We start from the raw sequence: 14,659 nt of genomic DNA on the forward strand, positions 1-14,659 counted from the left end.
GGGGCTCGCATAACGGCCAGTGGCGCCGTATGCAACTGATGCGCGCGTGAATTCTTTCGAATCGGATATGGCCGTGTAGTAAATCGTACAGAATGCGCGGTCGTGAGTACGCGGACCTCAGGGCCTTCATGGCGATTGCGACGCACGGGAGCTTCGCGCGTGCGGCCAAGCATCTTCGGGTGTCGCCTTCCGCGCTGAGCCAGACGCTGCGCGGACTCGAGGAACGGCTCGGCGTGCGCCTCCTCAACCGGACCACGCGAAGCGTCGCACCGAGCGAGGCTGGGGCGCGTCTTCTCGCACGGCTCGGACCGGCGATGACCGAGCTCGAGTCGGCGGTTGCCGAGGTCACCCACACGCGCGAGCGCCCCGCCGGCACGCTCCGGATCACCATGCCGCATCAGGCGATGACCCTCCTCGGCCCGCTGCTCGGGCGCTTCTACACGGCCTATCCGGAGGTCGTGCTCGACATCATGGTCGACGACAAGCTGGCGGACATCGTCAAAGACGGCTTCGACGCCGGAATCCGCATCGGCGAGCGGCTCGAGAAGGACATGATCGCGCTCAAGCTCGGTGGCGACTTCGAGATGATTGCGGTCGGCACGCCGGAGTACTTCGCGCAGCACGGCATTCCGAAGCACCCGCGCGATCTCCATCGCCACCGTTGCATCAACTGGCGCTGGCCGACTGACGGCAGCCTTTATCGATGGGAGTTCGCCCGCGGTAAGCAGACTCTCGAGATCGCCGTCGAAGGACCGCTGGTGGTCACCGACGTGGAGCTCGCTTTGCACGGCGCGCTCGATGGCGTCGGCATTGCCTATCTCTTTCATCCGAGCGTGCTCCGCTACGTCGAAGATGGCCGCCTGATGCGCGTCCTCGAGCCGTGGTCGCCGGGCTTCCCGGGCCTGCACCTCTTTTACCCAAGCCGGCGCCACATTCCTCGGCCGCTACGCGCCTTCGTCGACTTCCTCCGCAAAGAGCGCGTGATTCGCTAGCCGCGCGGAGCTTGCGTCGCCCGCTCAGTGAGTCATCGGCCCATTGCAATCGTACGCGATTGGGACGAGCCGTTTGCGCACACGCTCGCCGAGATCGGATTCGCAGGACGCGGCCGTTCGGAAGAACGCGGGACCGTCCTGGGGCACTCGAACGTAGTGCCCTTTGACGGCGCGACGGAGACGGTCGACCAGCGCAGGCCCTTCATCGGGCGCCGAACACGGAACGCACGCGGGCGCGGCGTCGACGTCGGCCATCTTCAGCGAGGGGCTAGCGCTGATCCTCAAGGGGGGGCGGCCGAAGAAGAGCGTTGGTTTGCAGCGAACGCACTGCGGGCATCGCCTGTCCCTCTCCAGATCCGTCATGCGGCACGCGAACTCCAGGCTCACGATCGTGGCTCGGTATCGGAGAGCGTCGCGGGAGACATCCGAGAGTGCGCCGAGCGTGCTGGAACACTCGAACGCCGATACGCTTCCGTCCGCTTCGCGTGTCGTCGTGCCTTGAAGCGTTGCATGCTCGTCGAGCACGAGGTGAGCGGTTGGCTCGTCGATCGCGCCGGCCTTCTTTCCGAAGGACTCTGCGTAATGCACGTTGAGAGCGCCGTCTTCGGGGACGGCGTCGAGCGCCGTGCACCGCGGGGGAGCGCCATCCCACAAATAGCGTGCGTCCACCCAGAGGGTAAGCCGTCCCTTCGTCGTCCAAGCATCCGCAGGAAACGTGAGCGGACCGGGATGCGTTTCGAGTCCTTTGACGAGTGACGTTGCCCACTCCCAGCTCGCCTCGGCCGCGCCGGCGTCCGACGTTCCAGCATCCGTCGCTCCAGCGTCCGTCGTTCCCGCGTCGGGCACGACGGGTGACGCCGCCACGGGCATCTTGGTTTCGGAACTGCGGGCGCAACAGACGAGCAGCGCGGCGGCGAGCGAGGCGAACGAGCCCTTGGTGGTCGGAGCGAACCGCATGCTGCAAGAAGAGGCTACGTTCGTTGGCGCGCCAATCTTCCTCGCCCCCTCACACCTTCGTCGGTTCGCACGTCGCTTGCAGAAACGGACGCAGCGTCCCATTGGGGATCGGCTCGTCGACCTTCGTGATGTCGACGAGCCCGTACGGACCAAGCTCCCGGCGTAGCGAGTCGGCGTCGTAGAAGAACATCTTCACGCCAGGGTGAGTCTCGTACCAGTCCTCCCCGAGCTTCGTGCCCTGGCCGAACATCGACCACTCCTTCGAGATCACCGTGAAGACCATCGCCCCGCCCGGAACGAGCTGCCGCGCGCAGTCGGCGATGAACTTGGCGCGCGCCTCTGCATCGAGCAGATAGAGGAGGCCGAAGCAGAAGATCGCGTCGTAGCGCGAATCGTCGAAGGGCATGTCGCCCACCGAGCCGTGATGAATCGGGATGTCGAGCCCGAGCTTCGAGCGCGCCAGGTCGATGGCGGTCGCGGAGATCTCGATGCCCGTGACCTCCATCCCGGCGTCGAGGAACACCTTCGCGTTCCTGCCGTATCCGACGCCCGGGATGAGCACCCTCTTCGCGCCTCGCCGCACGAACTCGTCCCGTGCAAGCCGCGCCGCGGCGGTGGGCTCGAAGCCCCACATCAGCTGACTCCGCACGAACGCGTCTTCCCAGAACTCGGTCATGCTCGCTTCGTAGCGCCGCCTTGCGCATGACGGGAGAGCGTCGTTTTCGGTCCGATCGGCGATCTTTTCGCCAGCCTACACGCTCGCGCTTGCTTCTCGCTGATCGGAGCGATCTTTGAGGATCGGCCGGAACGCGCCATCGTACTTGGTCTTGCGCATCCACTCTTCGAGCGTGCGAACGCGGTCGGGTAGAATGCGATCGAGCTGCGCGTAGTCGCGGGTCACGAAATTGTCGTGCCATGCGGACCACCATCCGGCGAAGTTTTCCCAGAAGGTCTGTCCGCCCGAGATCGATGCGCCCTTGGACTGCGCCCATGCGGCCGGCGTCGTCGCGCTGATACCGGAATTGGCGAAGTACACGGATTGGGGAATATCGACGAAGACGGCGTTCTTGCCGGTGACGCGCCGAACACATTCGACGAGGTATTCCCAACCAACGTGCTCCGTCGCAACCTCGAGGTCCATCCCGTTGGACTCCTCGGGATGGTCGAAGATCCATCGCGCGTATCGGCCGATATCGTCGAGATGGATCATCGGCACTTTCCCGTTGCCGATCGGGTGCGCGAAGACGAGGGTTCCGTCGGGCTGCGGTCGTGGGGCGAACATCCCGTCGTAGAGCATCTCCATGTAGGGTCCGGAGGTGAGCACCGAAACGGCGGTGGACTTCGGCTTCTGCTGGAGAATGAAGTCGGCGACCCGGCCCTTGGCGTCGTAGTGGCCGCAGCGGTACTTGGCATCGTACCCGCTCTTCTTCAGCAGATAGTCGAGACTACCCCACACGAAGTGCTCGATACCGAGCTCGACGGCCATCTCGAACGTTCGAATGCCCCAGAAGGTCTCGTTGAGCTCGCCGATCGCGAAGCCGTCGAGGTTGCAGTACACGCCGTCGACCTGGCGCAGCGCTTCGTAGAGGTCCTTCTCGTTCGTCGCATCGCCCTCGAAGGCCGTCACGCCGGGGAGCGCGAGCAGCGTCTTCGACCGCGCGGACGAGGCGTTCCGGGTGAAGATCGTGACCTCGTAGCGTCTGTCTTCCGCCAGTGCTCGTACGACCGGAAATCCCTGAGCACCCGTGGCACCGATGACCAGAATTTTCGTGACCATGAGGATGTATTATGATCGTAATACGTTCGTGTCCAGCAAATCGATCACGCCACGCCGGCTCACGGCCGAGGCTCAGGTGCTCGGGCCTCGGCTTCGGGCTTCGGGCTTCGGGCGCCGCGTTCGAGGAGTCGTCAGCGGATGGCGACCGGATTGACGTTCACTTGCGTGGAGCCGACGTACAGCGGTTGACCCAGCACGAACATGAACTCCCAGGCCTTGTCGCGCACGAGCGCGCGGCTGTCGATGAGCTCCAGGTTGTAGATGCAGCGCTTCGCGAGCATGTACTGGTTGATAGGGAATTCCTCTTTGGTCCGCGGGTTCGGATAGACCTCGGACGCCCAGGTGTCGCCGCCGAATGCGACGATGCCCTGATCGGCCAGCCACTTTGCAGCTTCCATCCCGATTCCGGGCTCCACTTCCAGAAACTGCTTGTCGTCCTTTCCGATCAACTCCAGCCAGCCCGTGTTGAACAGCACCACGTCTCCTTTGCGGAGAGTCAGGCCTTCTTTCTTCAGAACGGCCTGGACGTCGGCGACGGTGAACTCGGTACCGCTCGGGACGATGGGTTTGCCGTAGTGTGCGGTCATGTCGAGCACGATGCCGCGCGTGACGATCGGCGGCACCTTCTCGACGCCGAGCTTCTTCACGTCGACTACCTGCTCGAAGCGCTTGCCAGCAAGAGCCCTTCGACCTTCTGAGGGGGCCTCGCGATCACGGCGCGCTCGCCGATGATGACGATGGGCCGCTCGATGAGTTTCGGATTCGCGGCCATCGCGTCGAGCAGCGCGTCGTGCGTTGCGCTGGCGAGCCCGAGCTCCGTGAAGAGGGCATCGCCCGTCCGCATCATCAGGCGCGGATCATCGATGCCGAGAAGCGTCATGACCTTCACGAGCTCCTCCCGCGAAGGCGACGCCACGAGGTATTCGCGGTAGGTGGCCGAGACCCCGCGCTCGTCGAGAATCGCGCGAAGCTCGCGGCACTTGCTGCACGACGGATTGAAGTAGACCTCGCAGGATTCGCTCATCGCGCGCACGCTAGCAGCCACGGCGGCTCGCGAGGAGCCACGGTCTCGACGGGCCAGGCAGCATGGCCGAGCTCGGACAACGTGGAGCGCAATTCCTCGGTCGGACCTACCGGGATAGGCTCTAAGCTGCTCTAACTTGCGGAGCGTTTCGATGTTCTGCTCCGGACACGATCGCCGCGCCGACGTGAGCGGCCTCGCCGTCCGACACCGACATGATTCGAACTCCCGGCTCTCGACGATCCTCGAACGATGCTTCGTGCTCGTTCCGGACGCGTTGGCGATACGCCGGCGATGAATATGCGCGCGTGAGGGCTGCGGGCGCGCGGTGCGCAGCGCTCTGGGCGTTTGCGTGCTGTCTGGGCCACACTGCGGTCGCCCGTGCGGACACGGCTCCCGTGCAGGTCCCCTACACGGCCCCGCCCGGCTGTCCCGACGCGGCGGCGTTCGATGCGGAGCTCGCCAAGCGTGTCGCTGCTCGGCAGGGTGGGAAGCCTGGTGGCCAGGATGATCCGCGGCGCTTCTCGGTACGCATCGAGAAGCGGGAGGGCGGCTTCGAAGGGCAACTCACGGTCGCTCACGAGGGATCGGTGGGAACGCGTCAGGTGCGAGCGGCGGATTGCGCGGCGGTCGTGCGTTCGCTCGCCGTCTTCGTCGCGCTCGCGCTTGCCGAACGTCCCGACTCGGCTCCTCAGGCGACCACCCGGAAGGAAGACGACACGCCCCCGCTGTCGCCGCCCGCGCCGCTGTCGCAGCCTTCGCCGCCGCTTCGAGCAGTGCCACCCGCGGAGGTGTCGACGCGCCGAGCGGAGCCCGCTGCACCGAGCGTCTGGCGGTTCGACTCGGGGATCCAGGCCGAATACAGCAGAGCTGGCGCCAATGCGTTCGGTGCGCGCGTGTCGGCGGAGTTGTCTCGCCAATTCGCTTCGAGCCCGATCGTCCCCGCGTTGCGCCTCTCGTGGGGATTTTCGGATTTCGATCGTCCCGTCGTCGATGGCGGCGAGATTCACTCGCGGCTGCGAACGGCGCGTGCCGAACTCTGCGGCGGCCTCCTCTGGGGTCGTACGCGCAACTCTCTCTGTGGTGCCTTCGAGATTGGTCGCCTCTCGGTGACAAGCTCAGGCTTACCGCTCACGGGGCGGGCGGAGTCGACTTGGTCGGCGGGAGGACTCCTGGCGAGGACCCGTGTGACCATCGTGGATCCCGTCGGCGTGGAGCTCGCCGTCGGCCTCTTCACCCCGTTTCAGCGCGCGGAGTTCACGCTGATCGAGCCTGTCCGCCAGGCCTATCGCGTGCCCTCCGTCACGCTCGACGGACAGCTCGGCATCGCCGTGTCGGCGAGCTGGAAGTGAGCGCCGCGCGAAAAAGTGCGGTGGTCGAAGAAAGGTCGATCGTTGGCCGAGGGTCCGGGTTTTCTAGTCCTCGGCGATGTCGAACATTCGTGCCCTCCAGCTCGCGAAGCTACCGCCCGGCGCCGTGCCGGCGTCGGTGACCGCGGCGATGGCTGAACCGAATCCGACCCTCGAGTGCCTCATTCTGCAGCACCACGAGTTCGTCTGGCGGAGCCTTCGCCGGCTCGGGGTGCCCGACGCTGATCTCGAGGACGCCGTGCAGGAGGTGTACCTCGAGGCCTCGAAGCGGCTCGCCTCCATCACATCGGCACGAGGGTTCCTCTTTCGTGCGTGCATGTACGTCGCCTCGCACGCGCGTCGATCGATCCAGCGTCGGCGCGAAGTTCACGACGACGAGCTGCTGAAGCGGCAAATCGATCCCGGAAGTACGCCCGAGCAGGCGATCGCGCAGTCGGAGGCGCGCCAGGACCTGCAGCGCGTGCTCGAGAAGATCCCGGAAGAGCCGCGCGCGATCTTCATCTTGTTCGAGCTCGAACGCCTCAACACGGTGCAGATCGCCGAGTTGCTCGAGCTCCCCGTCGGAACCGTCGCGTCGCGTTTGCGTCGTGCACGAGAGCTCTTTCTCCAGGCTGCCGCTCGAAAGGGTGCGCAGGAAAACCACCGATGAAGGACCCCAGTCCGCTTCTCGATCACGAGCTTCCGGAAGAGATCGCGTCGATGCTGCGCGCTGCTGACGAAGACGTTCATCCGAACGCCGCCGCGCAGGGCGAACGGCTCTTGGCGCGGTTCGCCGAGACGGCGCCGTCCACCACGCTCACGCTCACGCAGCGCTTCGGTGCGCTGCGCGCTGCCTTCGTGTTCACCGGGTTGGCGGCCGCCGGTCTGGCTGCGTTCGGATGGCACGCCTCGAGAATCGAATCGCCCTCGCCGGCACCTGCTGTGGCGCCCATCGTGGCGGCCCCCGCCGTTCCTTCGACGGACAGCGTCTCGGAGCCGGCCTCCGCAGTGCCGTCGATCGATGTCTCGGCGTTGCCGACGTCGCCTCGAGAGGCCAAACGTGCTCCAGCCCCCGCTCCTGCGAAGGCCGAGCGCTCGAATCCGAGCCTCGACGAAGAGCTCGCACGCATCGATCGTGCGCGCGATCAGCTCGCTTCGGGAAAGCCGTCCGAGGCGCTCGCGGAGGTCAAAGCATATCGTCGCGAGTACGCGGTCCAGTCCTTCGCCGACGAGGCCGACTCGGTCGAAGTCCGCGCGCTGGCTGCCTTGGGACGCACGAGCGAAGCGCGCGTGCTGGCGGAACGCTTTCTGAGCAAGCGACCCGGCTCTCCTTACGCGGAGCCGGTTCGCGCAGCAGTAGGGATGACGCGATGAAGCACCTTCGATTCGGCACGACGCTCTTCTTGTTCGGCGCCGTGCTCGCAGCCGCATGCTCGAGCAGCGATCGCTCGTTCGTCGTCGGCGGCGGACAGCCCGATGCGACGGCTCCTGGGCCCATTTTCGGTGCGCCTGATGCCTCCGACGCGTCCGACGGGGCCACGCCGGCCATTCCGAACGAGACGTTGAACCAGTGCGTGGCGACCGAGTGCGTCTACCCCTTTGCGACCTGCCCCGGGGACGACGGTTCGCTGCCGAAGTTCCGATGCGGGACGGACCTCGCCAACGACAAGAACAACTGCGGCGAGTGCGGCAACACTTGCGACAACGGCAGGGCCATGACGGTTGCCTGCCATCAAGGCAAATGCCGCGGTACGGGCTGCAACGACGGTTATGGCGATTGCAACGGCGTCGTCGACGATGGCTGCGAAGCGTACTTCCGCGAGGATCCCAAGAACTGCGGCGGCTGCGGAATCGTCTGCCCCGACGGCGTTCGCTGTCTGAACTTCTATTGCGGCGGCTGTCCTCCCGGCAAGGTCACGTGCGGTAACGATGGCTGCGTCGACATCAATAGCAATGACAAGCATTGCGGCGCGTGCCGATTCGATTGTCTCAAGCATCAGCCCGATGGCGGGGTGAAAGAGCCGCCTAGGAACATGTACTACGGGTGCGGGGGCGGGACGTGCGGCGAGCTCAAGTGCATTCAAGACAGCACTCACACATGGGCTGACTGCAATGGCGATCTCGAAGACGGCTGCGAGGTCGACCTGGCTGCGCCCGATCCCGACAACGGTAGTCCGTTCCTCGATCCGAAGAACTGCGGGGGCTGCGGAAATGTCTGTGCCCCCGGGAAGCTATGCTTCGCGACGGCCTATGGAAAGCCGCCGGCCTGCAACTGCGATGACGGCTTGACCCGATGCGACACCACGTGCGTCGACCTCGACAACGACCCGTTCAACTGCGGGGCCTGCGGATACCAGTGCAACGGATCGAATCCGAATACCGGTACCAAGAATGCCTGCGTCAAAGGCCACTGCACCGTCGAATGTGTCGAGGGACTGTCCGACTGCAACATGAATCCCCTCGATGGATGTGAAGCCAAGACTCTGAGCGATCCGACCAATTGCGGTGGATGCGGAATCAAGTGCGATATCGGTGCGGGCCAGCCGTGTGTCAACGGACAGTGCCTGACCAAGCCTTGTGAAGGGCCGACGAAATGAAGTCCACGCGAACGTTGGGGCGCTGGTTTCTCTTCGTGTGCCCGAGTCTGGGCATCGGGATGGCCTGCGCCACGGCTGATCAGAACGGCGCCGCCGTCGTAGGCGGCGAAGACGCATCGTACGTGATCGAGAACGACGCGCAGGCGGACGTGAACGCCGACGCCGAGTGCGATGGCGGCGACGCCTGTGCACCTGTCGCGTGCGAAAGCGAGGACTTCTGCGTCGTGCCGAACGCCATCACCCCCCAGATCGCCGTCAACGCGATCTCGGGAACGGCGCCGGACGACGTCTGGTTCGCCGGTACGCATGGCACGCTCCTTCACTATGACGGCAAGGAGCTTCGCGCGATCGATACCAAACTTCCCAACGCGTTGATCGCCGTGTGGGGAGTCGAGCGCAATGCCGCATGGGCAGTGCCGTTGAACGGAGCGCCGCTCCGTGTGACCTTGAACGCCGCCGGTGAAAGCGAGGTTGCCCCCGTGCCCGGCGACGTTTGGCCAGGCAAGACGGAGAAGATCGGCCGGGCCCGGGCGATTGGCGGGAGCAAGGACGCTGTCTGGTTGGTCGGCGATCCGGCCGATTACCCCGACGACTGGATTCTGAACCAGAACATCCGCCAGCTCGTGATCGACGAAGACGGAGGCACCACGTGGCGGTCGCCACTGACGGGTTGTACGCCGTTCGCGACCTGTGGACCCCGATTGCGTGCGATCTGCAGCTTTGGCGCGACGTCGGCGTGGGCGATGGGGATCGGCGGTGGATTCCGCCTGGAGCCCAATGCCGACGCGGGCGGCGTCGTGTGGACGCCCTATGACCTTCCGCTGATGACGACGTTCGAAGGTGTCTGGGGAACGCACGCGGACGACGTCTGGGCGGTCGGCGCGAACGGGGCCATCATCCACTTTGGCGCAGCGGGCGAGCCACGCTGGGAAATCCAAGCGCCGGTCGTCCCGGTGAACTTGCACGGCATCTGGGGCAGTGCGAAAGGCGACATCTGGGTGGTCGGAGACCGAGGCCAGGTCCTCCACTACGACGGCACGAACTGGGGTCTCGGGGAATCGGGACTACCGCCGATTCGGCGCGAGGCGGATCTCTACGCTGTCTGGGGTAGCGGACCGGACGACGTGTGGATTGGTGGAAACGGCGTTCTTTTGCATCGCTCGAAGCAGAACCGGAGGCGGCCATGAGCCGGCGCGTGAGGATCTTGTCGTCGATGCTCGGCGTGCCCGTCGCCGTCGTGGCGGTTGCGGTGGGCTGTGCGAGTACCGAAGAGCAACCGATCGAAACGACGCCGAGCCTCGAAGACGGCAGCGTCGTCCCGGCCGTGCCCGAAGATGACGCCGCCGTCGTCCCCGAGGACGCCGCCAGTGACGCTCCCGACGTGCTCGAGCCGACGCGCGCGTGCAGTTACGACAACTGGTGTCCGACGCCACTGCCCAAGTCGACTGCGAGCCCGAAGAAGTACGATCTGCGCGCCGTCTGGGTCGCGCCGAACCACGAGGCCTTTGCCGCCAGCTACGCCGGTGACGTGCTCGCGTGGGACGGCGTCGCGTGGAAAGAGATCTACACCGATGGGCCACGGTTCCTACGGCTCTGGGGCGCGAGCGAGTCCGAGTTGTGGCTCGTCACCGAGGCGCAGAGCCTGGTTCATGCCACGAAGAACGCCGCGAGCGTGTGGTCGTTCGTCGAGGTCCCCACTCCGGGGCCGGTGTCGACGGTCTGGGGCGTGAGCGCGAGCGAGGTTTGGGCCTCGGGGAGCGGGCTCTTCCGCTGGAACGGAGAGGCCGCCGCCGAGCCGTGGACGACGGTGACGCCGCCAACGACGCTCTCCGACGTCGTCATGGGCGGACGCATCTACTCGCTCTGGGGCTCCGGTCCGAGCGACTTCTGGGGAAGCGGTGCCCAGTGGTCGGCCCCTTGCGAAGACTGCGATGGGCCGCAGAGGGCGCTGCTGGTGCACTGGGATCCGAACGCGACGGAAGGGGACGACGGCGGCACGAACCCGCGACGCGGCGCCTGGAAGGCGGTTGCCCTCGATCCCCGAGGCAACCTCGACTTCTATCAAGCCAAGCCCTCCGGCAGCGCAGGTGGTCAGGCGCAGGTCCTCTGTCGCGACCGATACTGCACGCAGACCTTGCACGGCGTGCCGGCGGACGGCTCTCCCGACGAGCTCACCTTCTCGGTCTTCCCCGTCGTGATGGTGGCCGATCGCTCGGTCAATGCGATCTGGGGAAGTCGTGCGAACGACGTCTGGCTCGTCGGAAAACAGGGCTCGGTGAGCCACTTCGACGGGACGGCATGGTCGGTCTCTCGGATCACCAACACCGATACTCCGATCGGTCGTGCCATGAACGCGATTCACGGCTTGACCGATGGCACGCAGAGCGACGTATGGGTCGTCGGTAACAACATCACGCTGCATCGAACGGTGACGCCATGAGGCGGTCGCGATTCATCCTCCTCGTGTCACCACTCGCTGCGACGCTTGCGACGTTGCCGTTCGCGGGCTGCTCCAGCGAGTCGTTTCTGGAATCGAACCACGCGGTGGCTCCGGATGCGGAGGTCGCAGACGCCTCCGATGCCGGCAAAGACAGCGAGGTGCCGGACGCTGCGAGCGATGTCGTCGACGCGAGCGCTCCCTTCGATGCCGCTCCGATCCCGGTCCAGTGCAGCGGCCCCTCCTGCGTGATCGCGCTGCGAGCCGGCTCCGAGCACTACTGCGCGACGATGGGCGATCACTCGGTACGGTGCTGGGGTGACACGAACGCGCTCCCGCTGCCTGCCGATGGCGGCGGAGCAGATGCTGCGCCGGGCAAGCCGATTTCGCTACTCGACGTCGGCTCCGTCGTCGACCTCGCTGCGGCGGGCAGTGGAACGTGCGTGGTCTCTAGCGACGGCGCCGTCTGGTGCTGGAGTGACTGGCAGCGCACGCCCGCGACCGTGCCCGACATCCCGGTGGCTCGCCGCGTGTTCGTCGGCCCCGACGGAGTCACGCGCTGCATCTTCGACGCTTCCTCCGAGCTCGTCTGCTGGGGTGAGTCCTGGTCGCTCGGACCGGGGCTCCGCCAGCTGACGTGGGACGATGGAGCCAAACCGGTCGGCGTTCGCTTCGGAATGGACGTCGGCCTCGTCACCCTCAGCGATGGCAGGCTGTTCAGCTGGGGATACGGACCTCAGCTCGTGCACCAATTCGCGGGCGGCGGCCCGAGCCAAATCTTCGGCGTGAGCGACGCCGAGGTTCTTGCCGTCGGAAGCGGTCATGCCTGCGCGCGCACGAAGGCCGGAGAGCTCTCTTGCTGGGGCCGAGGCGCCAACGGCCAGCTCGGAAGCGGGCTATGGCGCGACGAGGTCACGCCCACCCCCGTTGCGTTGCCGGCGTCGATCGCCGTGGTCGATGTCTCCACCGCCGATGTGCATACGTGCGCGCGGACCACGACGAGCGACGTGTACTGTTGGGGTGGCCTCAATGCGCGTGGCGAGCTCGGACTCGCCGCCAAACAAGGCGTTTACGTGCCCACGCGCGTCACGCTCCCCGAAGGCCCGCCCGTCGCCGACGTCGTCGTCGGCAATACTTCGTCGTGTGCCCTACGCAGCGATGGCAGCGTGCTGTGCTGGGGCGACAACACCCGTGGCCAGCTCGGACGTGGGAGTCGTGACGAGCGACGCCACCCCGAGCCGCAGGTCGTCGTCTTTCCGTGAAGGGAATCGAGATGTGGTCATTCCGCCTCGCGGTTGCGAGTGTTCCTCTGGTTGTCTGGCTGGCCGCGTGCAGCGCGAAGACGCGAGACTTCGAGCCCGGGCCCGGTGTCCTGGTGGACGACGCGGCGGCGCCGGAGCCCGCGGCATGCGAAGGGCGCCGTTGCTCACGCGACCTGCATAGCGTGCTCGACAATTGCACCGGCGAGGTGATCGAAACGTGCTCGTCGGACAACGGTTGTGCGAAGGGCGCATGCGTACCCGCCTGTGACAGCGCGGCCGCCGCGGAGGGCTCGATCGGCTGCTCGTTTGCCGCCGTACCGCCCGACGTTCCCGCGGACAAAGCCGCCGGCTGTTTTGCAGCGATCGTATCCAACACGTGGACCACGCCGGTGCACGTGACCGCCGAGCTCGCCGGTGCGCCGCTCGACGTGTCGAAGAGCGTGTACAGGGTCACCACCGGTCCGGATGGCGCGCCCGTGTACGAATCGCTGGACGGAGTGATTCCGGTCGGAGAAGCCGGCATCGTGTTCCTCGCGCAAGGTCCCGACCCGACGGCCACCGCCACGCCGTGTCCTCCCGGCGTGAAGGAGGCCTACTACGGCGTGATCGTGAACGGGCACCGGACGAGCATCTACGACACGTTCAAGCTCTCCACCGATCGTCCCGTGGCGGCTTACTCGATCTTCCCGTACGGCGGCGCGCCGAGCTACATGCCCACGGCCACGTTGCTCTTGCCGACGACGTCTTGGGGCACCAATTACTTGCTCGTCGACGGGTGGAACAACAAGGGAGTCGACGATACGTCCTTCGTCCAGATCGTCGCGAGAGAAGACGATACCGAGGTCTTCGTTCGTCCACTGGTGGACGTCGTCGCGAACTCGGCGACGTCGCCGGTCCAGTTCACGCCCGCGGGCGAGGTGAGTCGGACGCTGCTTCAGCGCGGACAGGTCCTCGAGATCTCGCAGCGACAGAGCCTGGTCGGCAGCGCGCTCGAAGCGAGTCACCCCGTGGCGGTGTTCGGTGGCAATCCGTGCACGTACCTTCCCGCGCAGTGGGCTGCCTGCGACGCCCTTCAACAGCAGATCCCGCCGCTGAACCAGTGGAGCTCACGGTACTCGGCGGTGCCCTACCGCACACGACGCACGGCTCTCGACGGCCAGGAAATCAGCGAGAACGTCCACTACCGCCTCGTCAGCGCGCAGGACGGAACGACGCTGCACTACGAGCCGACACGCCCCCTCGGCGCCCCGCTGACGATGCAAGCCGGCGAGACCGCCACGTTCCGCGCGGACTATCCGTTCATCGTGCGCAGCCAGGACAACGATCATCCGGTCTACGCCGCCGTGTACATGAGCGGGACGGTCAATCCGAGTCCCTACGGTGGCGGCGAACCCAGCTACAACGTCAACGGTCAAGGCGACCCTGACTTCGTGAACCTGATCCCCGACGAGCAGTTCCTGGATCACTACGTCTTCTTCATCGACCACACCTACGCCAACAGCACGTTGACATTGGTTCGTCGCAACGACGGACAAGGCTTCCAGGACGTCAACGTGGACTGCATCGGAACCGTGGGTGACTGGCGCGCGCTCGGCACCGACGGCAAAATCGAATACACCTGGTTGGTGCTCACCAAAGACGGCAAGGGCACCACCGTCGCCGGCAACACCTGCAAGTACGGCCGCCACGAAGCCTCGAGCCCCGGCGCCTTCGAACTCTACGTCTGGGGCACCGACAAGTTCGCCAGCTACGGCTACCCCGCCGGCGCCGGCAGCCGCCCCGCCTCGAAGGTGCGCGTCGAAGTCAACTGACGGTCGCTAGGGGCGTTCGTAGCGACGCTCGACGAGGCCCAACGGGATCGAGCTGCGTCCGCCCCTGGACCAATGCATTCGCATCGCTTGGAGAACCTCGTCGCGTGCCGCTTCGTCGAGACCGTCCGTCGTGACGTCCGACTGCTCCCAGAAGTAGAACCCGAGAAAGACGGCGAGGTGGTTCGCGGCCACTTCGCACGAGAAGTCGAACGCGCTGTAGGGGAGCGTTCGGGCGAGGGCAAGAAACAGCTCCTTCGCGCCCTTGCCCGTCAGGCCGAACTCACCGGGCACGTGGCCACGGAATCCTTCACCGAAGTAGGCTCCAACGACTTCGATCGGACCAGCGATATGCTCGTTGAACTCGGCGAGGTCTTAGAGGATCATGGGCGGGGTCCTGGTGCGGCGGTCGTCATTGTGCGATGACCCGCGACGGTGACTCAAGGGCAAGCGATGCCG

Annotated in this window: 14 protein-coding genes and 1 pseudogene; 9 read left to right on the forward strand and 6 right to left on the reverse strand. The window is 65.8% G+C overall.

What is annotated here, in order from left to right; all coding sequences use genetic code 11:
• Positions 1-92: 92 nt before the first annotated feature.
• Positions 93-992, forward strand: a complete 900-nt coding sequence (locus tag AKJ09_RS20705; RefSeq protein WP_146648937.1) for a LysR family transcriptional regulator — start codon at positions 93-95, stop codon at positions 990-992.
• A 24-nt stretch (positions 993-1,016) separates the two neighbouring features.
• On the opposite strand, the gene AKJ09_RS20710 is transcribed toward AKJ09_RS20705, so the two are convergent.
• The 5 genes and pseudogenes from AKJ09_RS20710 to AKJ09_RS20730 form a co-directional block, all read right to left on the reverse strand.
• Positions 1,017-1,949, reverse strand: a complete 933-nt coding sequence (locus AKJ09_RS20710; protein WP_146648938.1) for a hypothetical protein — start codon at positions 1,947-1,949, stop codon at positions 1,017-1,019.
• Between the two features lie 49 nt (positions 1,950-1,998).
• Positions 1,999-2,625: a class I SAM-dependent methyltransferase gene (locus AKJ09_RS20715; protein WP_146648939.1), complete on the reverse strand. Its 627-nt coding sequence runs from the start codon at positions 2,623-2,625 to the stop codon at positions 1,999-2,001.
• 75 nt (positions 2,626-2,700) lie between these two features.
• Positions 2,701-3,726, reverse strand: coding sequence for an NmrA/HSCARG family protein (locus AKJ09_RS20720; protein WP_146648940.1), 1,026 nt, complete (start codon positions 3,724-3,726; stop codon positions 2,701-2,703).
• Between the two features lie 131 nt (positions 3,727-3,857).
• Positions 3,858-4,391 (reverse strand): annotated as a pseudogene (locus AKJ09_RS20725) (cyclase family protein); the annotation flags it as partial.
• The gene (locus AKJ09_RS20730; protein ID WP_146648941.1) at positions 4,379-4,750 is read right to left on the reverse strand and encodes an ArsC/Spx/MgsR family protein; all 372 of its coding nucleotides are present in this window, start codon (positions 4,748-4,750) and stop codon (positions 4,379-4,381) included. The pseudogene AKJ09_RS20725 and the gene AKJ09_RS20730, both read right to left, overlap by 13 nt.
• Positions 4,751-5,145: 395 nt before the next feature.
• On the opposite strand from AKJ09_RS20730, the gene AKJ09_RS20735 reads away from it, so the two are divergent.
• The 8 genes from AKJ09_RS20735 to AKJ09_RS20770 all read left to right on the forward strand — a co-directional run bounded on the left by AKJ09_RS20735 (position 5,146) and on the right by AKJ09_RS20770 (position 14,203).
• Positions 5,146-6,099, forward strand: coding sequence for a hypothetical protein (locus AKJ09_RS20735; RefSeq protein ID WP_146648942.1), 954 nt, complete (start codon positions 5,146-5,148; stop codon positions 6,097-6,099).
• A 76-nt stretch (positions 6,100-6,175) separates the two neighbouring features.
• Positions 6,176-6,766: an RNA polymerase sigma factor gene (locus tag AKJ09_RS20740; RefSeq protein ID WP_146648943.1), complete on the forward strand. Its 591-nt coding sequence runs from the start codon at positions 6,176-6,178 to the stop codon at positions 6,764-6,766.
• Positions 6,763-7,470, forward strand: a complete 708-nt coding sequence (locus AKJ09_RS20745) for a hypothetical protein (RefSeq protein ID WP_146648944.1) — start codon at positions 6,763-6,765, stop codon at positions 7,468-7,470. The genes AKJ09_RS20740 and AKJ09_RS20745 overlap by 4 nt, the downstream gene beginning before the upstream one ends.
• On the forward strand, positions 7,467-8,693 hold the full coding sequence (locus AKJ09_RS20750) for a hypothetical protein (RefSeq protein WP_146648945.1): 1,227 nt from the start codon (positions 7,467-7,469) through the stop codon (positions 8,691-8,693). Before AKJ09_RS20745 ends, AKJ09_RS20750 begins: the two co-directional genes overlap by 4 nt.
• Complete coding sequence (locus AKJ09_RS20755) at positions 8,690-9,880, forward strand: beta propeller repeat protein (protein ID WP_146648946.1); 1,191 nt, start codon at positions 8,690-8,692, stop codon at positions 9,878-9,880. Before AKJ09_RS20750 ends, AKJ09_RS20755 begins: the two co-directional genes overlap by 4 nt.
• The gene (locus tag AKJ09_RS20760; RefSeq protein ID WP_146648947.1) at positions 9,877-11,133 is read left to right on the forward strand and encodes a hypothetical protein; all 1,257 of its coding nucleotides are present in this window, start codon (positions 9,877-9,879) and stop codon (positions 11,131-11,133) included. The genes AKJ09_RS20755 and AKJ09_RS20760 overlap by 4 nt, the downstream gene beginning before the upstream one ends.
• Complete coding sequence (locus tag AKJ09_RS20765) at positions 11,130-12,392, forward strand: RCC1 domain-containing protein (RefSeq protein ID WP_146648948.1); 1,263 nt, start codon at positions 11,130-11,132, stop codon at positions 12,390-12,392. Before AKJ09_RS20760 ends, AKJ09_RS20765 begins: the two co-directional genes overlap by 4 nt.
• An 11-nt stretch (positions 12,393-12,403) precedes the next feature.
• Positions 12,404-14,203 (forward strand): IgGFc-binding protein, encoded by a 1,800-nt coding sequence (locus tag AKJ09_RS20770; RefSeq protein ID WP_146648949.1) that lies wholly within the window; start codon positions 12,404-12,406, stop codon positions 14,201-14,203.
• Between the two features lie 6 nt (positions 14,204-14,209).
• Here AKJ09_RS20770 and AKJ09_RS20775 read toward each other — a convergent pair whose 3' ends face one another.
• Positions 14,210-14,494, reverse strand: coding sequence for a hypothetical protein (locus AKJ09_RS20775; RefSeq protein ID WP_146648950.1), 285 nt, complete (start codon positions 14,492-14,494; stop codon positions 14,210-14,212).
• Positions 14,495-14,659: the final 165 nt, after the last annotated feature.

This window comes from Labilithrix luteola, assembly GCF_001263205.1.
Classification (GTDB): Bacteria; Myxococcota_A; Polyangia; order Polyangiales; family Polyangiaceae; genus Labilithrix; species Labilithrix luteola.